Annotated in this window: 21 protein-coding genes; 4 read left to right on the top strand and 17 right to left on the bottom strand. The window is 69.6% G+C overall.

What is annotated here, in order from left to right:
- Positions 1-12 precede the first annotated feature (12 nt).
- From O7R11_RS10450 to O7R11_RS10390, 13 genes are all read right to left on the bottom strand, one after another.
- The gene (locus O7R11_RS10450; RefSeq protein WP_337997460.1) at positions 13-1,086 is read right to left on the bottom strand and encodes an LptF/LptG family permease; all 1,074 of its coding nucleotides are present in this window, start codon (positions 1,084-1,086) and stop codon (positions 13-15) included.
- A complete protein-coding gene (locus tag O7R11_RS10445) occupies positions 1,083-2,267 on the bottom strand; it encodes an LptF/LptG family permease (protein ID WP_337997459.1) in 1,185 nt (394 codons plus the stop codon). Before O7R11_RS10445 ends, O7R11_RS10450 begins: the two co-directional genes overlap by 4 nt.
- The gene (locus tag O7R11_RS10440) at positions 2,264-3,052 is read right to left on the bottom strand and encodes a nucleotidyltransferase family protein (protein WP_337997458.1); all 789 of its coding nucleotides are present in this window, start codon (positions 3,050-3,052) and stop codon (positions 2,264-2,266) included. The genes O7R11_RS10445 and O7R11_RS10440 overlap by 4 nt, the downstream gene beginning before the upstream one ends.
- Positions 3,049-4,182 carry a dATP pyrophosphohydrolase gene (locus O7R11_RS10435; protein WP_337997457.1) on the bottom strand — a complete coding sequence of 378 codons (1,134 nt, stop codon included), beginning with the start codon at positions 4,180-4,182 and terminating at the stop codon, positions 3,049-3,051. The genes O7R11_RS10440 and O7R11_RS10435 overlap by 4 nt, the downstream gene beginning before the upstream one ends.
- Complete coding sequence (locus O7R11_RS10430) at positions 4,179-5,108, bottom strand: hypothetical protein (RefSeq protein WP_337997456.1); 930 nt, start codon at positions 5,106-5,108, stop codon at positions 4,179-4,181. The genes O7R11_RS10435 and O7R11_RS10430 overlap by 4 nt, the downstream gene beginning before the upstream one ends.
- Before the next feature lie 15 nt (positions 5,109-5,123).
- Entirely contained in the window at positions 5,124-6,059 is a 936-nt protein-coding gene (locus O7R11_RS10425; protein ID WP_337997455.1) for a diacylglycerol kinase family protein, read from the bottom strand.
- Complete coding sequence (locus O7R11_RS10420; protein WP_337997454.1) at positions 6,044-7,180, bottom strand: CDP-alcohol phosphatidyltransferase family protein; 1,137 nt, start codon at positions 7,178-7,180, stop codon at positions 6,044-6,046. The genes O7R11_RS10425 and O7R11_RS10420 overlap by 16 nt, the downstream gene beginning before the upstream one ends.
- A complete protein-coding gene (gene spt, locus O7R11_RS10415) occupies positions 7,177-8,391 on the bottom strand; it encodes a serine palmitoyltransferase (RefSeq protein ID WP_337997453.1) in 1,215 nt (404 codons plus the stop codon). Before spt ends, O7R11_RS10420 begins: the two co-directional genes overlap by 4 nt.
- The gene (locus O7R11_RS10410) at positions 8,388-8,642 is read right to left on the bottom strand and encodes an acyl carrier protein (protein WP_337997452.1); all 255 of its coding nucleotides are present in this window, start codon (positions 8,640-8,642) and stop codon (positions 8,388-8,390) included. Before O7R11_RS10410 ends, spt begins: the two co-directional genes overlap by 4 nt.
- Entirely contained in the window at positions 8,632-9,597 is a 966-nt protein-coding gene (locus O7R11_RS10405; RefSeq protein WP_337997451.1) for an NAD-dependent epimerase/dehydratase family protein, read from the bottom strand. The genes O7R11_RS10410 and O7R11_RS10405 overlap by 11 nt, the downstream gene beginning before the upstream one ends.
- On the bottom strand, positions 9,594-11,375 hold the full coding sequence (locus O7R11_RS10400; protein ID WP_337997450.1) for a fatty acyl-AMP ligase: 1,782 nt from the start codon (positions 11,373-11,375) through the stop codon (positions 9,594-9,596). The genes O7R11_RS10405 and O7R11_RS10400 overlap by 4 nt, the downstream gene beginning before the upstream one ends.
- Positions 11,372-12,676 (bottom strand): lipopolysaccharide biosynthesis protein, encoded by a 1,305-nt coding sequence (locus tag O7R11_RS10395; RefSeq protein WP_337997449.1) that lies wholly within the window; start codon positions 12,674-12,676, stop codon positions 11,372-11,374. The genes O7R11_RS10400 and O7R11_RS10395 overlap by 4 nt, the downstream gene beginning before the upstream one ends.
- Positions 12,677-12,753: 77 nt before the next feature.
- Positions 12,754-13,551: a phosphocholine cytidylyltransferase family protein gene (locus tag O7R11_RS10390; RefSeq protein ID WP_337997448.1), complete on the bottom strand. Its 798-nt coding sequence runs from the start codon at positions 13,549-13,551 to the stop codon at positions 12,754-12,756.
- Between the two features lie 145 nt (positions 13,552-13,696).
- Between O7R11_RS10390 and O7R11_RS10385 the strand changes: the two genes are divergently transcribed.
- The 3 genes from O7R11_RS10385 (at position 13,697) to O7R11_RS10375 (ending at position 15,617) form a co-directional block, all read left to right on the top strand.
- Positions 13,697-14,341, top strand: a complete 645-nt coding sequence (locus O7R11_RS10385) for an HAD family hydrolase (RefSeq protein WP_337997447.1) — start codon at positions 13,697-13,699, stop codon at positions 14,339-14,341.
- Between the two features lie 79 nt (positions 14,342-14,420).
- A complete protein-coding gene (locus O7R11_RS10380; protein WP_337997446.1) occupies positions 14,421-14,888 on the top strand; it encodes a DUF2141 domain-containing protein in 468 nt (155 codons plus the stop codon).
- A gap of 102 nt (positions 14,889-14,990) precedes the next feature.
- Entirely contained in the window at positions 14,991-15,617 is a 627-nt protein-coding gene (locus O7R11_RS10375; RefSeq protein ID WP_337997445.1) for a TetR family transcriptional regulator, read from the top strand.
- 62 nt (positions 15,618-15,679) lie between these two features.
- Here O7R11_RS10375 and O7R11_RS10370 read toward each other — a convergent pair whose 3' ends face one another.
- Positions 15,680-16,471: an enoyl-CoA hydratase-related protein gene (locus tag O7R11_RS10370; protein WP_337997444.1), complete on the bottom strand. Its 792-nt coding sequence runs from the start codon at positions 16,469-16,471 to the stop codon at positions 15,680-15,682.
- A 109-nt stretch (positions 16,472-16,580) separates the two neighbouring features.
- Here O7R11_RS10370 and mtgA point away from each other — a divergent pair, with 109 nt between their 5' ends.
- A complete protein-coding gene (gene mtgA, locus O7R11_RS10365; protein ID WP_337997443.1) occupies positions 16,581-17,279 on the top strand; it encodes a monofunctional biosynthetic peptidoglycan transglycosylase in 699 nt (232 codons plus the stop codon).
- 185 nt (positions 17,280-17,464) lie between these two features.
- Here the strand turns inward: mtgA and nifM are convergent, their stop codons facing one another.
- Genes nifM through O7R11_RS10350 form a run of 3 tightly spaced genes read right to left on the bottom strand, consistent with a single transcriptional unit; the run spans position 17,465 to position 19,064 of the window.
- Positions 17,465-18,283: a nitrogen fixation protein NifM gene (gene nifM / locus O7R11_RS10360; RefSeq protein ID WP_337997442.1), complete on the bottom strand. Its 819-nt coding sequence runs from the start codon at positions 18,281-18,283 to the stop codon at positions 17,465-17,467.
- Positions 18,283-18,741 carry a nitrogen fixation protein NifZ gene (locus O7R11_RS10355; RefSeq protein ID WP_337997441.1) on the bottom strand — a complete coding sequence of 153 codons (459 nt, stop codon included), beginning with the start codon at positions 18,739-18,741 and terminating at the stop codon, positions 18,283-18,285. The genes nifM and O7R11_RS10355 overlap by 1 nt, the downstream gene beginning before the upstream one ends.
- A complete protein-coding gene (locus O7R11_RS10350) occupies positions 18,738-19,064 on the bottom strand; it encodes a nitrogenase-stabilizing/protective protein NifW (protein WP_337997440.1) in 327 nt (108 codons plus the stop codon). The genes O7R11_RS10355 and O7R11_RS10350 overlap by 4 nt, the downstream gene beginning before the upstream one ends.
- Positions 19,065-19,076: the final 12 nt, after the last annotated feature.

Below are 19,076 nucleotides of genomic sequence, written 5' to 3'. Positions count from 1 at the left end.
GATGGCGGGGCATCATTCCTCGTTATGCAGCAGCAGGGCCGTGCCGAGGGCGGCGAAGATCGCCGGAGCGGCCCACACCGCGATGATCGCCGGCAGCGCACCGGTCTCGCTCATCGAAAGCAGGACACCGTTGAGGACCAGGAACAGAAGTCCCATCGTCAGCCCGACGGTCATGCCGCGCGCCATGCCCCCGGTGCGCCGCCCGCCCGTCGCCGCGGGCATCGCCAGCAGCAGCATCAGGAGCGGCAGGACGGGCGAGCACAGGCTTTTCTGCACCAGGGTCCGGTAATGGGCGCTCCCGGCGACGCCTGCCCACTCGCCGGCCAGCACCTCGCGGCTCCTGCCGCTCGTCAGGCGCTCGGTGGGCAGGGCGATCTCCCGGAAGTTGCGGGTCGGCGGAGCGCCCTCCCAGGGCATCGCATCGCGGCGTTCACCGGCCGCGCCGTCGGCGGTGACGTGCAGAATCCCGACGTCGCGCAAATGCCAGGACACGCCGTCGAACTCGGCCTCCCCGGCCCGGATTCGCAGGGTCAACAGGCCGTCGGCGTCGCGCCGGTAACGGGTGACGTCCACGAGCCGCCGTCCTTCGTCCTCGACCGCGGCGATGGAAACGATCTCCCGTCCCGCGCGCAGCCACAGCAGCCGAGGGGCCGACTCGTCGGCATCCTCGGAATCCGGGGAAACCGTACTCCACCACTCCGCGAAGGCACGCTCCGCCGCCGGAGCGACGCGATCGACGATGAGGAAATACGACACCGCGAGTCCTCCCGCCAGCGGCAGCAGGCACGCCAATAGACGGTACGGCGACACCCCGGCGGCGCGCAGCATGTCGATCTCGTTGTTCTGCACCAGGGAACGAAAGGCCAGAACCGCGCCGATCAGAACGGCAAGCAGGAACAACTGCTCCATGGCGAGCGGCAGCCGCAACAGGCTGAAGGTCACCACGTTCGACGGGTCGGAACGGGGGCCGAGCAGGCGGCGGATCGCGTCCAGCAGGTCCAGCAGTTCGACCAGTGCGCTCAGCGCCAGAAGAACCGCCAGAAACCGCGTCAGGAACAGCCGCGACAGATAGCGCACCAGGGTCATCGCCACCCCCGCCGCAAATGCCGGAACAGCGGGCCGACCCGGCCCAGGGCATCGTCCAGGACGGCAAGCGGCACGTCCAGGGGGTTCTGCCCCGGATTGCTCTGAACGCGCCGGAACAACAGGGCCGAAAGACCGGCGAACACCGCCAGACTCAGCCACATCCACCCCACCGGCAGGCGTCCGGAGGCGGCAAGCCCCTGCAGGGTCTGCAACACGTAATGGTACAGCACCAGCAGGACCGCGCCGACGGCGATGCCGACGCTCTTGCGGCTGCGCTTCGCCGTCAGGGCCAGGGGAATCGCCAGAAACGGCAAAAACGGCAGGGCCAGCGCGCGGATCAGGCGGGCATGCAGTTCGGCCCGCACCCCGGCCTTCGTCCACGCGCCGCGCACCGCGCCGCCCCCGCGCGCCAGTTCGCCAAGGCTGAGTTCGCGCACGTCGTTGCCGCGCGCGCGAAACGGCGCCACCGTGGTGGCGAAGTCCCTCTGTAGCGTCACCTCGTCGAAGCGGGTGACGGTAGGGCTCCCCGCCTCCCGCATCTCCAGCCGCACGCCGTCGAACAGCCGCAACCGGTAATAGGCGTTGCCCGGCCCGAACAGCAGTTTCCCCGTCCGCGCGGTGACGGTAACGTCCCGGCCGTCCTGCGCCATGTGGATGAACACGCCGGACAGCTCGCGGCCCGTCTCGTCCACGCGGTCGGCGGACACCGTGGCGTCCTTATCGACGCGGGAGAAGGAAAGCTCCGGAATGCGCGCAACCCAGGGGATATTCATCACCAGATAATGAATCGCCCGGTAGTCGTAGCGGGTGTAGGGCTGGACATAGCCGTAGATTCCGATGCTCATCCCCGTCAGGACCAGGGCGGCGCCGAAGAAGGGCGCAGAAAAGCGGCCGGGAGAAACGCCGCCGGCCAGCAGCGCGTCGAATTCGCTGTCCCGGCTGAACCGCGCCACCACCAGAAAGATGCTGACGAAGAAGCCCGCAGGCAGGGCCAAGCCCAGGTAGTGCGGCACCAGCATCAGCACCATGCGCCAGACCAGATCGAGGGGACCGCCCTTCATGCTGACCAGATCGAACAGGCGCAGCAACCGCTCGATCACCAGGGAGATCAGGACCACCGCCAGGGCGACCGCCAGCCTCTTCGACAGTTCCGTCAGCAGATAGCGGTCGATCCGCTTCATGGCGGCGCCCGCCCCAGAATCTCCTCGGCCAGGCGCAGGTCGGCGGGGCGATCGACGTCGATCGCCGCTTCGGCGAACGGCATATCGACGGCGATCACCCGCGCCCCGACCTTGTCCTCCAGGAGGCGCAACGCCTGCGCCAGGGACAGGCGGCCGCAGCCGAATCGCAGCAGCGGCCCCAGGCCGAGGCGGCGGACCACCGCCCAGGGGCGCTTGCGGTCGCGCTCCAGCCGCCGCCAGAACGCGACGACATGCGCGCCGCCGCCCGGCCCCAGATAGAACAGGTTGCAGCCGCTGAACTGCCTGTCCCCAAATCGCCAATAGGTCCGCCGCGCCGCGGGATAGCGGGCGGTGATCGTCTCGCGGGCGGCGACGCCCGCCGCGGCGCCGGCTCCCGCCGGCAGATGGTCGAGGAAGTGGCGCACCATGGCCGGGGTGAGCAGCGGATGATCGGCGGTGGTGACGAGAAGCGGCGGCGCCGTACCCGCCCGATCCAGTGCGGCGGCAACGGTGGCGCACGGCGACGCACCGGCCGGGACCACCTCGATACGGACCTTGTCCGCCAGCGCGTCGAGAACCGAAGCCACCTCCGGCGTGGCGTCGATGGCAATGTGGGGAATGCAGAACGGCAAGGCCTCGCGCAGGGTCATCACCACCCGTTCGATCATCGGCACGCCGCCGACCGCCGCCAGGGCCTTGTGGGAGACCCCGGCGGCGCGTGCGACCGGATCGTCGCCGCCACGCCGCCCCGCCAGAATCAGCACGTGCAAGGGCTGTTCGATCATCGCAACGCCCTCTCGTAGAGGCGACAGGTCTTATAGGCCGGGCCGCACAGGGCCTCCGCGACGGCGCGCATCGGGCGATTGTCCTCCAGCACCCAGGAGATTTCCACGGCCCGTACCCGCCGTTTCAGGACCTCGCGCCGCAGCGCCCCGATCAACAGGAACGGCAACGCGCTGCCGAGCAGGGTCTGCGACATCCGCTTGCGCACCCCCATCAGCGGCACCCGCGCGGTCGTCAGCCGGCGCATCCGGATGCGCCAGAGGAGCCGCGCCCACCCCAGCGGCCACAGACGCCCGTTCAGGTCGGCGATCGCCTCGTTGAGGTTGGGCAGGCAGACGATGAAGGCCACCGCCTCTCCATCGGCCTCGGCGAACCAGACCAGGCGTTCGTCGATCAGCGGCCGCAATTCGCGCGCCATCACTTCGATCTCCTCGCCGGTGATCGGCACGAACCCCCAGTTGCCGCACCAGGCGTCGTTGAAAATCTCCACCAGGCGGCGCACCTCCTCCCGGTAGTCGGCCCAGCGCAGCGGCCGGATCGCGACGCCGGACGGCGGCTGCCTGTCGAGCACCGCGAGCAGCGCCTCCGGCACGTCGTGCGGGTCCAGGCGGTAGGCGAGGATGTCCTTGACCGGGTCGTACCCGGCTGCCGCGAGGCGCCCCCCGAGATAGGGCGGATCGTGCGGCATCATCAGCATCGGCGGCGTCGAAAAGCCGTCCACCAGGACCCCGCTCTCCTCGTTGATCGACAGGTTGAACGGGCCGCGCACGCGCTCCATGCCCCGCGCCCGCAACCACTCCTCGGCCGCGCCCAGCAAGGCGGCGAAAACCTCGGGGTCGTCCTCGGCGGCGATCAGGCCGAAGTGCCCGGTGCCCGGATCGCGCTCCAGCGCGAGCGGATCGATCTGGGCGCTGATCCGCCCGACCGCACGGCCGCCGCGCCGGGCGATCCACAGGGCGACGTCGGCGCGCCGCAGATATGGCGTGCCTCCCGGGGCAAGCGCCCGGCGCCGTTCCAGCAGCAGCGGCGGCACCCAGTTGGGATCGTCGCGGTACAGCCCGAACGGCACCCGGATGAAGGCGTCGAGGCCGCTCCCTCCATCCACGCGTTCGATGCGGAGGGGAGCGCTCATCGGATGATCCCCCGCCGGAGCAGATCGGCGATCACCCCCGGCGCCGCCAGCAGCGGATGGCGGCGCTGCCAGGGCGTCAGCGCGATGCGCCGTCCGGAATGACGTTCGAGCTTGTCCACGATGTAGCCGATGCCTCCCCCGAAGGTGAACAGCGCCTTCGCCAGCCGCGCCAGGTTGAGCGCCTTGCCCAGGCCCCGCCTGCGCCGCCACGCCGCGCGCGCCGCAGCGACGGCGGGAGCGGGCAGGACACGCCGGAATGTGCCGTCGGCGCTACGGACCAACTCGTCTCCGGTCAGGACAGCAGGCAGCAGGGCGTCGTAGCGGGCGGCGGCGGCGGCGTACAGGGCGTCGGCGCGGGCCGCATCTTCGACGCGCAGTTCGGCGCCGTAGGTCCGCCGGAACAGGGTGCGCCACAGTTCCTCGGCGGTGGTGGTCTCCGGGCAGAGGCGCGCCGCCCAGTGGACCGCCGCGGCCGCCGCCGCGGCCAGGGCATCGACGACCTGGCGGCGGGCCTCGGCATCGCGGCAATAGGCGAGAGCGGCGGGCTGGCAGAACCGCGCCCACAGGGTGGTGTCGATGGCGTCGGGCCGCATCCGGCGGCGAAACTGCCGCAGCGAGATCACCGCCGCCTTGAACCCGGCGCCGCCGTCCGCGGCAGGCAGAAACCGCACCGTCGGCGGCAACACCCGGTTGGCCAGCGCCGCCGCGCGTCCGCCGTGGAAGGCGCGGTAGCCGTCAACCAGGACGTAGAGGTCGGCCATCGCCGCGGTCTCGGGGGCACGCAGACGCGAGCCGTAGAACAGCACGGCGGCCACGCCGCCGCCGTGGCGGCGGGCGATCGTTGCGGCCATGGCGCGGACGTCGTCCGGAACCGGACGCGCCAGTTCCTCCCACAGGAGAGAACGAAGATGCGCGCGATCGGGCATGCCTCCCCCTCCGGCCTAGCCGTGGACGAACCGCACGACGGGACCGGCACGCAGGAGAACGCCGTGTTCTCCCGGTGTGAAGATCTCACCATCGACGACGAAACGGTCATTCAGGCGCAGGCTCAAGCCTCGGCAACGCCCGCCCTCGCGGCCTCGTCCGGAATCGGCCCCCAGGCGGCCGCGCCGGGCCGCCCACAGGGCACCGAGCAGCCGGCGCGGCGGCGCCCGGAGCGCGAGCCAATGCAGGGGGCCCTCGCCCTCCGGCGGGAACGGCCAGAACCCCAACATCAGCCGCTCCAGGGTCGTCGCCAGAAACAGGAAACAGGGCTGCGCCGCGGCCTCGTCGGACAGGCTCAGCGCGACTGCGGCATGGTGTCTCCCCCAAAGGCTCTGCCAGAGGACCCGCGCCATGCCCAGGGCGACCGCCCGGCCCTGCTTGATGCCGCGGGAACGCGCCCAGGCCCCGGCGGTGCGCGTCGCGCCGACGAAGACCCCCGCCCCCAGGAAGAACCCCCGCACGATCCGGTGCGGATCGTCGCGCCAGACGACCTCCAGACTGGAGCGCCGCGTCCACCGGAGTTCGTCCGGATCGCCGCGCAGGCGCTCGAGCAGACGGCGCAACCCCGCCACGCCGCCACCGCACGACCCGACGTCGCGGGCGACCAGATTGGTCTTGCCCGACGGCAGCAGGGCGATGGCGGGCCATGTCCCGCCGGGCGGCAGTGCCGAAAGCACCTCGCGCAGGGTGCCGTCGCCGCCGTCCACCGCGAGCAGGGCGACGCCACGGCGGGAAAATTCCGCCAGCACCCCGGGCAGATCCGCGATGCCCCCGGGCGCGGCGAAGGCCACGTCGGGCTGCGCCGCGGCGAACCCGGCCAGCGCCGAGGTTCCGGCGTTGCCGTCGCTGTAACGGTTGCTGATGACGCCGAGGCGGATCATTCGGCCATCCACGAGACGATCGGCCGCACCCGCCGCGCGATCAGGGCCTGGGACATCTGGGTCGCGTGCACGGCCACCGAGATCACGGTCCAGGCCGCCGTCGCCGCCATCCCCCAGCCGGGCGCGCCGAGGATCGCCGAGACGCTGAGGATGAGAAGGATCGGATTGCGCCGCGCCACCACCAGGCGGAACAGACTGTCGAAACGGCGCCAGACGTGGATATGCATGCCGAAGAGACGCTTGAACGCCCCCTCCTGCAGCCGCAGAACCACATAGCCGCCGACCACCGCCGCGAGCGCGGCCTCGGGCAGCGGATAGGCGATGCCCGCGGCACGGCAGCCGACATGCCACGCCCACCACCAGAAAGGCGGCGAGATCAGGTCGATGGCATGGTCGAAAACGTTCCCGAACGGCGTGTAGGTGAGGGTGCAGCGGGCGAGTTTGCCATCCACGGTATCCAGAAAAGTCATCAGCCAGGCCGCGGCCAGCCCGGCCGCGAACCAGCCGTGCGCGAACAGGAACGGCACGCATACGGTCAACAGCAGACCGGCCAGCGTCACCGCATTGGGCGTGATCCCCCGTTCCGCGCACCAGCGCGTCGCCTGCCGCGCCGGCCACGGCCAGAGATACTTCGTCACGATGTCGGTGACGCCCTTGTAGGCCCCGCCGAAAGTCACCTTTTCGGCGGCGCTGACGGTCTCGGCGGTCAACGGCATCACCACCGGAACCAGACGCTTGCGCAACGCAGGCAGATAGATCGGCGCGGCGGCGGCGCAGGTGATCGCCCGTACGCCGGGCGGCAGCGTGGAAACATCCGCACACACCGCCGCCGCGTCGGCGGCGGAGAGATGGGCGGCGAGCACGGTTTCGCACCCGTCCGCACGGCGCACCGTCAGCGCGACGCCCGGCGGCTCCGCCCGCAGCAGGCCGAGCAGTGCGGGATCGACCACCCAGTCGGCACGCAGCAGCAGGCAGGGCGCATCGCCACGGACCGCGTCGGCCACTTCGGAAACCCCGGTTTTCAGCAGGATGCGGCGGGCCCGCTCCGTGCCGCTCATGCCCCACAGGCGAACCGGGCATGCGCCCATGACGATGCCGAGCGGGGCGGCCGGGGACGATGCGTGCAGGTTCATCCGTCGATACTCCTGCGTTCGCCGATCGCCCCCAGATGGCTGCCGACGGCGACGGCGGTCTCCACCGCATAGTCGATCTGAGCCGTCGTGTGGGCGGCGGTGACGCTGCACCGCAGCAACGGTTCCAGTGTCGGCGTGGCCGGCGGCAGGGCGAGATTGACGTAGACTCCGGCCTCCAGCAGCGCCGCCCAGAAGCGGGCGGCGGTCGGCGTATCGGACAAACGGATCGACACGATCGGACCGGCCTCGCCGCCGAGCGCGAACCCGGCGGCGGCAAGGCCGTCGTAAAAGCGCCGGGCGTTGGCGTGCAGGGTTCGGCGCAGGGAGGGCGTCCGCTCGATCCGCTCCAGCGCCGCGAGTGCGGCGGCGGCGACCGACGGCGGCAGGGAGGCGGTGAACATGTAGGGGCGGCAGGCCAGCCGCAGTACGTCGAACCCCGGCAGGTCCGAAAGAGCGAACCCGCCGATGCCGCCGAGACTCTTCGAAAAAGTGCCGACGATCACGTCCACGTCCGCTTCGACGCAGGCCTCCTCCGCCGCGCCGCGCCCGTTTTCCCCCAGAACGCCGAAGGCGTGCGCCTCGTCAACGAGCAGACAGGCCCCGGCGGCGCGCTTGATCTCGACGATCTCGGCGAGGCGGGCGCGGTCGCCCAGCATGCTGTAGATTCCTTCGACGACGATCAGCCGGTCGCCCGCTTCACCCTCCAGGCGGCGCAGACGGCGGGCGAGATCGGTGGGATCGTTATGGCGGAAACGGATCACCTCCGCGGCGCCGAGGCGGCAACCGTCGTAGATGCTGGCGTGGCTGTCGGCATCGACCAGCAGATGATCGCCGCGCCCGGCCAGGGTAGACATCATCGCCAGGTTGGCCTGATAGCCGGTGGTGAACACCATCGCGTTGCGGCGCCCGAAGAAGGCGGCCAGGCGCGTTTCCAGCGTCCGGTGGCCCAGATAGGTGCCGTTGGCGATGCGCGAGCCGGTGGTGCCGCTGCCGAAGGCGCGCAGAGCCGAAACACCGCGCGCAACCACCTCGGGGTCGCAGGTCAGTCCGAGATAGTTGTTGCTGCCGAAGATCAGGACCGGACGGCCGGCGACCGTCCCCTCCGTCGCCGAGGCGACGGAATCGAAGCACACCGCGAAGGGATCGGCCCCCAGCTCCTGCAACGCCTCATGGGCGTGCCGAAGCGCCTCGAACTTGTCGAGAATGCTCATGACGCCTCTTTCGCTCCCAGGGACTGCAGCGCGCGGGCCAGGTCGGCGACGGTTTCCATCTCGACGATGCGGTCCATCGGCAGGGAGACGTCGAAGACGTCCTCCAGCCACATCACGAAGTTCATCACGGTCAGGGAATCCAGGCCCAGATCGCCCATGATCGAGGTCTGCGGGCCGATCTCGACGCCGGGCGGCACGAGGGCCCGCAGCCGGATGACGATGGTCTCGGTGATTTCCGCTTCAGTCGGCATATCGTGCATCCTTTGTCTCGGCAGGTGCCGCCGCGTTCAGCCAACGCAGGGTCTGCCGCAATCCGTCCCGCAGATCGACCCGCGGGCTCCATATCTCGGGCGGCGGCTGGCGGTCGCGGGCACTCGACCAGTCGGGGTGGAACAGCTCGCGGACCTTGCCCGGCGCCAGCATCACGGCCCGTCCGGTGGCATGCCCCGCCGCCGCGTTGAGACCGGCGACGGCCCGGAAGACCGCCCGCGGCACCTCCACGATGCGGGCCCGGCCGCCGGAAGCGGCGAGGATTTCCTCCGCCAGTTCGCGCCAGCCGTAGCCGTCGATGCGGCGATCGGAGATCTCGAACACCCCGCCCGGCATGCCGGGGGGGGCGAGCGCGGCGACCGCCGCCGCCGCGTCGGCGGCGTGGATCAGCGCGACGCGTCCGCCGGGCACCCGGGGAACCGGCAGCACGGGGCCATCGGCGGCGCGGAGAAACACGGCGGTCTCCCGGTCGCCGGGTCCGTAGACCGCGGCGGAGCGGACCACCGCAAGGTCCGCGATGCCCGCCTCCCGCAAGGCCTCCTCCCCGGCGCGCTTGCTCTCCGCATAGGCGGAAAGCCGGGGTTCGCGCGCCGCGAGGGAGGATACCGCGACGACCCGCGGCGGACGGGGCTGCCGCATCACCGCCGCCGCCAGACGATGGCTGCCGTCCCGGTTCACGCGGAGGAACTCGGCCCGCGACACCGCCTTGATCCGGCCCGCCGCATGCACCACCGCATCGGCCCCCTGCAGCAGGCGGTCCAGGGCCGCGTCGTCGAACAGGGAGCCGGGCACGATGTCGCTTCCGGCCGCCGCCGGGCGCCGACGCACCAGCAGGCGGACGCTCCAGCCCGCGGCGCGCAGGGCGTCCGCGATGTGCGGACCGAGAAAGCCGGTCCCGCCGGTCACGGCGACGAGGCGTCCCCGTTTGTCCGTCATCGCGGCGCCTCCGGCGTGAATTCCCCGGCCAGAAAGGCCTTGCGCGCATTGCTGCGCCGCAGCTTGCCCGACGTGGTCATCGGCAGGGCGTTGTTGGGAACCGGAACCACCAGCGCGCCGATGCCGTGGGTCTTGCCGAGGGCGGCGGCCACCGCCTGCGCCAGATCCTGCCGCACCGACGGATCGGAAGCGCGGCACTGCACCAGGACGACGACCTGTTCCTCGTGGGTTTCCCGGTTTTCGATGCTGAAGGCGGCGATATCGCCGGGACGCAGGCCATCGACCTGTTCGGCCGTGTATTCCAGATCCTGCGGCCACAGATTGCGGCCGTTGATGATGATCAGCTCCTTGGCGCGGCCGGTGATCACCAGTTCGTCCCCGATCATGTACCCGAGGTCGCCGGTATCGAGCCAGCCCTCGGCGTCGAGACTCGCCGCGGTCTCCTCGGGGCGGCGATCGTAGCCGGACATCAGGCTCGGCCCGCGCACGAAGACCCGTCCGACCCGGCGCTCCTCCAGGAGGGCGCCGGTCTCGCCGCGCACCTCCACCGCATGGCCGGGGAGGACGCGGCCGCACACCACGAATTCGCGGACCCGCACCCCGCCGTTGACGGCGGGCACGGCGCACTGCCGAAACTCCAGTTGCATGGAGTCGACGCGATCGACGCGGGTTCCCCCCTGCGGCATGCCGAAACTGACCGCCAGGGTGGATTCGGCAAGGCCGTAGCTCGGCACGAACGCGGAGGCCGAAAAACCCAGGGGTGCGAACGCGTGGTGGAACTGTTCCAGGACATGCGGCCGGATCATGTCGCCGCCGATCCCCGCCACCCGCCAGGAATGCAGATCCGCCTGCAGCAGGCGCCCCCCCGCCACCCGCTTGGCGCAGAGGTCGTAACCGAAGCTCGGGCTGTAACTGATGGTCCCGTGGTTGCGGTCGATCAGCCGCAGCCAATTCAGCGGCCGACGGGCGAAGTCCCGCGTCGCCATGTAGTCAACGGAAATCTGCGCGATGATCGGCGTCAGCAGGAAGCCGACCAGCCCCATGTCATGATAGAACGGCAGCCAGGAAACGCAGCGGTCCCCGGGCCGCAGCGCGAGGCCGTGTTCGATGATGGCGCGGGCATTGCTCATCAGCGCCCGGTGGGCGATCGCAATCCCGGCGGGCGTCCGAGTGCTGCCGGAGGAAAACTGCAGGTAACTGAGATCTCCGGGTTCGGCGACGGGCAGCGGCCCCGGCGCCTCCGCCTCTTCCGAAAGCCCGCCGACGGTGCCGTGGAACGCAAGGTCGAGTCCGGCCATCGCCTCTTCCGACCAGGGAGCCACCCACTCCGGCGCGATCATCGCCGAAATCCCGGCGCCCTCCGCCATCTGGCGGATCTGCGCGATGTAGCCGTCGCGCCCGCCGAACGCCAACGGCAGCGGCAGGGGAACCGCGATCAGGCCGCCGTACTGGCAGGCGGCGAAAGCGGTGACGAAATCGGACGAAGTATCGGCGACCAGGGCGACGCGGTCGCCCCGGTGCAGGCCGCGGGTCCGCAGCTTCCGCGCCAGGGAAATCGCCGCACGCCGCAGGTCGCGGTAGGGCAGGGTTTCCACCAGGTCCAGATGGCCGGAATAGAAATTCAGGCCGGTGCACCCGGTCGCCGCATAGTCGAGGGCCTCGGGCAAGGACCGGAACACGGTCTCGCGTGGGAGTCCCGGCAGGGTCGGCGTCCCCATCGGGAAGGTCGGCATCTCTTCGGCGAGATCCGCCTCGGTGCATTTGCTAACCAACGTCACGTCTCTACTCCCTGTCCGTAATTCTCCGCCGCGATCCGTGACCGGACCCGCCGGGAAACCGCCAGATGTTGCAACACCGCCACGACCAGGGACGCCAGGACGGCGGCTCCTCCCGCCCCTTCGATCCCGAAGACGCGCACGGAAACGATCAGAAGAGGGACATAGACCGCCGCCGCCACTCCCTGAACGCCCAGCGCCAGGGCCGGATGGCCGAGAGAGATCAGGGTGGGTTCGAGGACGAAAACGGCGATCCGGATCAGTGCGGCGGCACTCAGCAGCAGCATCGCGGTATAGGCGACGGCGGTCTCGCCCCCCCCCACCACGCCGAGCAGTCCGCGCCCGGCGACGGCCAGCAGCAGAAAGCTCGCCCCCGCTCCGATGCAGGATACCTGCAACGTCCGGCGGTTGAGCGCCTGCAGCGCGCCGAAACGGCGGTCCGCGACGAAGCGCGCCAGTTCGGGATAGACGACCGGCGTCAGCAGCTTGACCGGTTTCGCCAGGGCCTCGGCGATCTGTCTGGCGACGCGGAACAATCCGGCTTCGGCGGTGCCCAGCAGGGCTCCGACGATCAGGGTGGCGAAGTGGCCTCTCAACAGCTTCAGCGAGGAGTTGATGTTGGTGGACCAGACGAAACCCCACATGCCCGGAAAGCCCATGGTGAGAGACGAGGCCTTGAGATCCGCCGCCGGAACCCGGGCGACGCGGCGGCGCAGCTCCCGCCACGCGAGGGCGGCGCACACCGTGCCGCTGCCGACCACCGACAACGCCCAAACCGCCAGAAACCCCGTCAGGCCGCCGCCGATCAGGAAAAGCAGCAGACTTCCGGCCAGACGGATCACCGCCTCGACGTTGTCTTCCACCAGCAGCAGGTCGAAGCGGTCGAACAGGCGCAGCAGGCCGTTGGGGGTCGCCGTGACCATGAACAGCAGGGACGCTCCGAAGGCGCTGGCCTGCGGCAGAATCGCCTCCGGCAGGCCGATTCGGGGACCGACCAGCCAGATGCCGCCCACCGCCAGGGCGGCGCCGGCCACGGAACTCGCCACGTCCAGCCCCACCGTGAAGCGCACCAGGCGATGGAAGTCCGCCACCCGCCCTTCCTGCAAAGCGGGAGTGCCGTAATGCAGGATCGGCTGCCAGGTCTGGAACTTGACGACCGTCGAGACGGTCAGCGCGAAGGCATAGATCAGGGCGAGCTGTCCGTAGGCCTCGACGCCCAGGGCCCGCACCGCCAGTGTCAGGTAGACCAGCCCGAGAACGCCGCTGACCGATTTGCCCCCCACGAGGAAGGCAAGATTCCGCATCGTCCGCCGAAAAACGCCGCCGGGACGGTCTGGGCTGTCCGCCGATTTCTCCCCCGCCACCACCGCGATACCCACACTCACATCGCCCTGCCGGTCTGCTCCAAAGGAATCGCCCCATCTTGCCGGGGCGTCCGTTCGTGCCAAAGCCGTGCGGTCAGGGCGCCCGCCGCGGCCAGATCCTTGGGGTAATCCACCTCGCACCACTCCAGTCCCCGGATCGAGGCGATGCGCACCTCGTGCTCTCTCGCGAGGCGGTCGATGACGCTGAGATACCAGAGCTTCAGTCCTTCGGGGTCGTGCAGGGCCGCCTCGACGGCCGCCGCGAACATCGCGCCCCCTTCGGCGGAAAAGAACGTCATGCCGATCGATTCGCCGTTGGTGGCGGTCTCGGACAGATGCTTGCCGACGGCGCGCAGGCGACCGCCGTCGCACTGCACCTTCATATCGTCGTCGTCATAGCGGTCCTTGCGATCGACGGTGAGGGTGATCGGGCCTCGCGCCTGCGCCCGCGCGCGGGCGAACACCTGCGGATGGAACAAGGTGTCGCCGTTCAGCAGCACGAACCCACCCGACCGCATCATCTCCCGGGCGATGAAACAGCTGCCCAGATTGTCCGCGACCTGGAAGAACGGGTTGAACAGCGTATCGACCCGCACGCCGTCAACGGTCCGCGCATGAAGCATGGCGTCGATGGCTTCCGCACGAAAACCGGTCACCACCGTGATCTCGCGGATGCCCTGCTCAGCCAGGCACGCGATCTGCCATTCGAGAAGCGTGCGCCCGTTGAACGCCAACAAACACTTCGCCTTGCGTTCTGTCAGAGGAAGCAGCCGTTTTCCTTGCCCGGCACTGAGAATCAACGCTTTTTCGATCACGGTGAACCCATTCCAATGTAACAGCCAACAGGTTGCCCGGTATGGGCGCCCCCCAAGCATTTGTGAAGATATAGTGCATACATCCTCGTATGTATATTATTATCGGCCGTTGTGGAAGACCCGCAATCGCGCTGGAAAGAGCATCATGGACCGCATCGATCCCCGGCTCCGGCAGGCCGAGCGGCAGCCTCCCGCCCCGGGAGTCGCCGTATTCGATTTCGACAGGACTCTGATCCGGCAGGGCAGCCTCGGAATGCTGCTCCGTGCCCTGTTGGGGACGCGGCGGTACGTCTCCGCCTGCGGCGCGGCGGCGGCGGCGGCGCTTTTCGCTCCAGCCCGGCAGCGGCGCGAGATCTACCGGAACACCCTCCTGCGCCGGACGCTTTCCGGCAGGAGGATCGCCGAGGTCCATGCGGCGGCGGCGCGCATCTTCCCCCGCCTCGAATGGAGGCCCGACTCCATGGACGCATATGCCCGGCATCGCGCCGCCGGACGGCGCATCCTCGTCGCCTCGGGGGGGCTCTCCTGCTATATGCCGATCCTGTTGCGGCTGAAGGGCCTCCGGATAGACGGCCTCCTCGCGACCGAAATGGTCGTGGAAGACGGGGTATTGACCGGCGAACTGGCGGCTCCGGCATGCACCGGGGAGGAAAAGGCCCGACGCGTCGAACAATGGCTCGCCGGAACCGCAGGGGAAATCTGGTGCTACGGCAACTGGCCTCATGACGCGGAAATGCTCGCCTTGAGCCACCACCCCACCGTCATCCCGGCCCGGCGTCATCAACCTTGAAGCCGCACCGGACACGAGAGGAAAAGCGATGAGTCACCATTCGACTGCTCGCGAACGATTTTCCCGGATCGCTTGGTGCATGGCGGTCGCCCTCATCGTTTCGGTCCCCTCCGGCCGTAGCGCCGGAGCCGCAGAAACGGCATCGCCGGAGGGCGATTGCCTCGCTGGAGGAGAACACCCCCATCTCCAGGTGACGGTCGAGGACATCCGCTCGACGAAAGGGAACGTGAAGATCTCGGTCTACGGCGGCCGGCCCGAGGACTTCCTCGCCAAGGGGCGCAAGGTGGCGAAGCTCCGCATTCCGGCACGGCCGGGAACCGTCAAGGGCTGCATAGACCTCCCCGGGCCGGGGGTGTATGCGCTGGCCGCCTATCATGACGAAGACGGTGACCGCCACCTGACGCGGGGGCTGTTCGGATTGCCGAGCGAGGGCTACGCCTTTTCCAACGACCCGCCCGTCCTCTTGGGAGTCCCCTCCTTCGATGCCGTCGCCTTCCGGGCATCCCAGACGGTCACCCCGGTATTCCTGCGGATGCATTACCCTTGAAGTCCAGCCTTTTATCCGGACGACGGGAAGGGTAAAAAAGATACATGCGGAGTCGTGGGGATATCCGCATAAGTACATCTTCGTACTCGACAGAGGGGAACCATGGCCCGCAAGACGAAAACGGATGCGGAATCCACCAGGCAAAACCTGCTTGATGCGGCGGAAATCCTGTTTTTCGAAAAAGGCGTCTCCGGAACGACTCTTGAGGAAATCGCAACGGCCGCCGGCGTCACGCGCGGCGCCCTCTATTGGCATTTCGCCAACAAGGGGGACTTGTTCGTCGCCATGCACGCCAGGGTGGCCCTTCCGCTCGACGAAATGGCCGACGCCATCCTGGAGCAGGACAACCCGCTGATCGCATTACGGGATTACTGGGCGCGCGCGATAGAGTACCTCTGCGAATGCGAGCATACGCGCCGCGTGGTCGATATCCTGCTCCGCAAATGCGAGTACATCCAGGAGATCGACCAAATCGCCACCTGCACCAATGCGTGGGTCACCCAGTCCGTGGCATTGATGGAACAGGCGTTCGACAAGGCCAAACGGCAGGGCCTGATCCCGGAGGAGGTCGATCCGCATTGCGCGGCCCTGAGCCTGTGCAGCATGGTCACCGGACTGACGTATCTTTGGCTGAGTATGCCGACGTTCATCGACATGAAAAAGCAGTCGCCGCAGATGCTGAACCAGTTTTTCGGCGCACTGTGCCTGCGGCAGGACACGGCCGCCTGAGACGCCGGAAATCCCCGGCTCGCCGTTTCCTGGCCGTTCAAACGGTCGCCCCCCAGGGGGGGTCAGCGCCCGGTGAACGCGGGCTTGCGCTTCGCCGCGAAGGCGGCCACGCCCTCCAACCCGTCGGCGGTGCGCGAAAGCTCGGCGATCTGCCGCGCCTCGCGCGCCATCTGGCTCTCCAGGGTGTCGTTGGTCGCCATCGCCAGCAGCCGCTTCACCCCGCCGTGGGCTTTGGTCGGCCCGGAGGCCAGCCGCGCCGCCAAAAGCCCCGCCTCCGAGACCAGATCCTCGGCGGGCACCACGCGGTTGACGATGCCCCAGGCCAGCGCCTGCGAGGCGGAGAGCACCGGGTTCTCCAGGTACAGCTCCATCGCCCGGCGCGGACCGATCAGCCGGGAGAGGAAATAGGTGGAGCCGCCGTCCGGCGACAGGCCGATCTGGGTGTAGGCGCTGGTGAAGCGCGCCGTCTCCGCCGCGATCGCCAGGTCGCACCCGGCGGCGAGGCTCAGCCCCGCACCCGCCGCAATGCCGTTCACCGCCGCGATCACCGGCGCATCCATCGCCGCGAAGCGGGAAACCGCGAGGTTGAGATAGCCGGTGATCTCCTTGAGGAAAAGGTCCACCGTCTCCGGCTCGGAGGCGAACGCCGCCACGTCGCCGCCCGCGCAGAACGCCTTCTCCCCCGCGCCGGTCAGCACCACCGCACGCACCGCCGGGTCCGAGCCGCAGCGGTTGGCCGCCTCCGCCAGCTGCCGCGCGCAGGCCATGTCCAGCGCGTTGAACGCCTGCGGACGGTTGATCGTGACCCACGCCACGCCGTCCCGCACTTCCACCAGAACCGCCGCCTCGCTCATTGCGTTGCCTCCCCTTTGCTTTTTTACGCCTCTCCCCTGATACGCCCCACACCCCGCGAGAACAAGCCCGCCTTGCGGCAAATGCCGCCTCCCCCGTATCCTCGGCGGCATGACACCCACGAGCAAACCCTTCCCCTGGCGCGCCGCACTGCGCACCGCCGCCCTGGTGGTCCTCCTCGGGCCGCCGGTGGCGCTTGCCCTGTTCCGCGTGCTGCCGGTGCCCGCCACGCCGCTGATGCTCATCCGCCTCGCCCAGGGCGAAGGGCTCGACCGCACCTGGGTGCCGCTCTCCGCCGTCTCTCCCCACCTGCGCGCCGCGGTGATCGCCGCGGAGGACAACCGGTTCTGCACCCACTGGGGCTTCGACCTCGGCTCGCTGCAGGACGCGGTGGAAGACTGGGACTCCGGCAAACGCCTGCGCGGCGCTTCCACCATCTCGATGCAGACCGCGAAGAACTTCCTCCTCTGGCCGGGGCGCGACTTCCTGCGCAAGGGGCTGGAAGCCTACGCCACCCTGTGGATGGAACTCCTCTGGCCGAAAACCCGCATCGCCGAGGTCTACCTCAACATCGCCGAATGGGGCCCCGGAACCTACGGCGCGGAAGCCGCCGCCAGGCGCTACTTCAAAACCTCCGCCGCCCGCCTCTCCCGCCGCCAGGCCGCCCTCCTCGCCGCAACGCTGCCCAGCCCGCGCAACTGGTCCCCCGCCGCGCCCTCCGCCTACGTCGCCGGCCGCGCCGCCATCCTGCACCGCCGCATGGCGCAACTCGGCCCCGATTTCCTCGGCTGCATCGGCGGGAAGCCGTAAAAACCAAACCTTCCCGGAGGGACTCGGTCCCTCCGGACCTCCCATAACCTTTGGTTTTTGCCGCGAAGCGGCGATCGATACCTGTTGCATCGAGAACAGGCCGATAGCGCTACGCGCATAAAAAAGAAGGGGGGCTGGGGCATCGCCCCAGGCGGGGCGCGGGGCGGCAGCCCCGCTTATCCCGGCTACGCCGCGACGACGACCGGGCGGTTCATCAGGAGGCGCAGCCACTCCACCTGGGCGGCGCGGCGCGCCTGTTTGGTCAGGTGGGCGCGGATATCCGCTTCCGCGGTTGCAAAGCCGACGGTTTCCGGCGGCAGGATGGCGTCGCAGGCGACGAGGTGCCAGCCGAGTTCGGTGCGCGCCGGGCCGCCCCACGCTCCGGCGGGGAGGGAGAAGGCGATCTTCTCGACGGCGGGGTAGAGCGCGCCCGCGGCGACGGTGCCGACGAGGCCGCCCTGCATCGCGGTGGGGCATTCGGAGTGGCGCGCTGCGAGGTCGGCGAAGGCGGCCCCGCCCTTGAGCGCGGCGGCGAGGGAATCGATGCGGGCGTGCGCCGCGTCCTCGGTGTTGTCCGGGTACTCCGGATTGACGGTAATCAGGATATGGCGCACCGCGCGGCGTTCCGGCTTCTGGAAGCGGGCGGGATTGGCGGCATAGAAGGCGCGGGCCTGCGATTCGTCCGCCTCCGGCGCGCGGGCGGCGACGGAATCGAGCGCCGCCTGCACCCGCAGTTCGCGGTGCAGCGCCTCGAACAGTTCGGCTTCGGCGAGCGGGCAGTCCGGGTTTTCCCGCCGCCAGCCGGCCGCCGCGGCGGCGATACGGTCGTAGGGCAGGGAGATGGCCGCCGCCTCGCGGGTTTCGAGAATGCGCGATTCGAGGATCTGCGCGCGCTCCACCTCGTCGGCGAGGCGGACCGCCTGCTCCGGCGAGAGCGCGCCCGGCGCGGCGGAAAAGCGCAGCGCGGCGATGTTCCAGGCGTGATAGGCCGCAAGATCGCTCATCAGCCCCCATCCTCCTTCAGCGCGTGCGGCGCCAGCGCGCTTTCCGGCACCGCGTAGACGTGCTCCCCGAAGGCGACGTGATACGCCACTTCGCCCGGCGCGTCGCGCAAAACCTGCATCACCTCGCCGATTTCCCCCGTCTCGACCACCGTCTCGCCGCCCAGGGCGAGGGCCTTCTTCGCCGCCACCTTGTCGCGGGAGTCGAAGGCGCTGTCCACCCAGGGGGCATCGGCGGGGATGAGTTCCTGCTCGCGGCAGCCGACCACGCGGTTGACGTCGAGGAAGTGCACGGAATAGATCACCTCGTCCTGCAAAAAGGTGCCGACGTCGCGCACGTAGCCGATGCGCCCGCGCCGCACCAGCAGTTCTCCGGTGGCGTGGCCGGGGAAGGTGCCGTCGTTGCGCAGGTTGCGCACCACGCGCACCGCCGCGCCATAGCCGTAGCGCGCCGCGATCATGGTTCGTGCCTCGGCGCGAGCGCGGCGAGCGGCACGAAGGCGGGCTCGTCGGGCAGGGACTGGAAGACGCGGAAGATTTTCTCCTTCTTCGGCGTGGAGACGACGAAGTCGTGGTATGCGGCGGCGAGCAGCTCCGCATGCAGGGCGAAGCCTGCCGCCGCATCCGCGGGCATGGCCGCCGTCGCCAGGCGGTCGTGGAAGCGTTGCAGGATGTGCAGCCGGTTGACCCGCACCACCGCCGGGTCGAAGTCCACGCCGAACAGGGCGAAGAAGTCCTCGGCGGCCTCCAGGTCGTGCATCGCGTCTTCCCAGTCCGGGGTCATCGCCGCGTCCTC

Origin of the sequence: Oleispirillum naphthae, from assembly GCA_027864655.1 — a bacterium.
GTDB classification, from domain to species: domain Bacteria; phylum Pseudomonadota; class Alphaproteobacteria; order Rhodospirillales; family Rhodospirillaceae; genus Oleispirillum; species Oleispirillum naphthae.
This window is presented reverse-complemented; position numbering and strand designations above follow the sequence as displayed.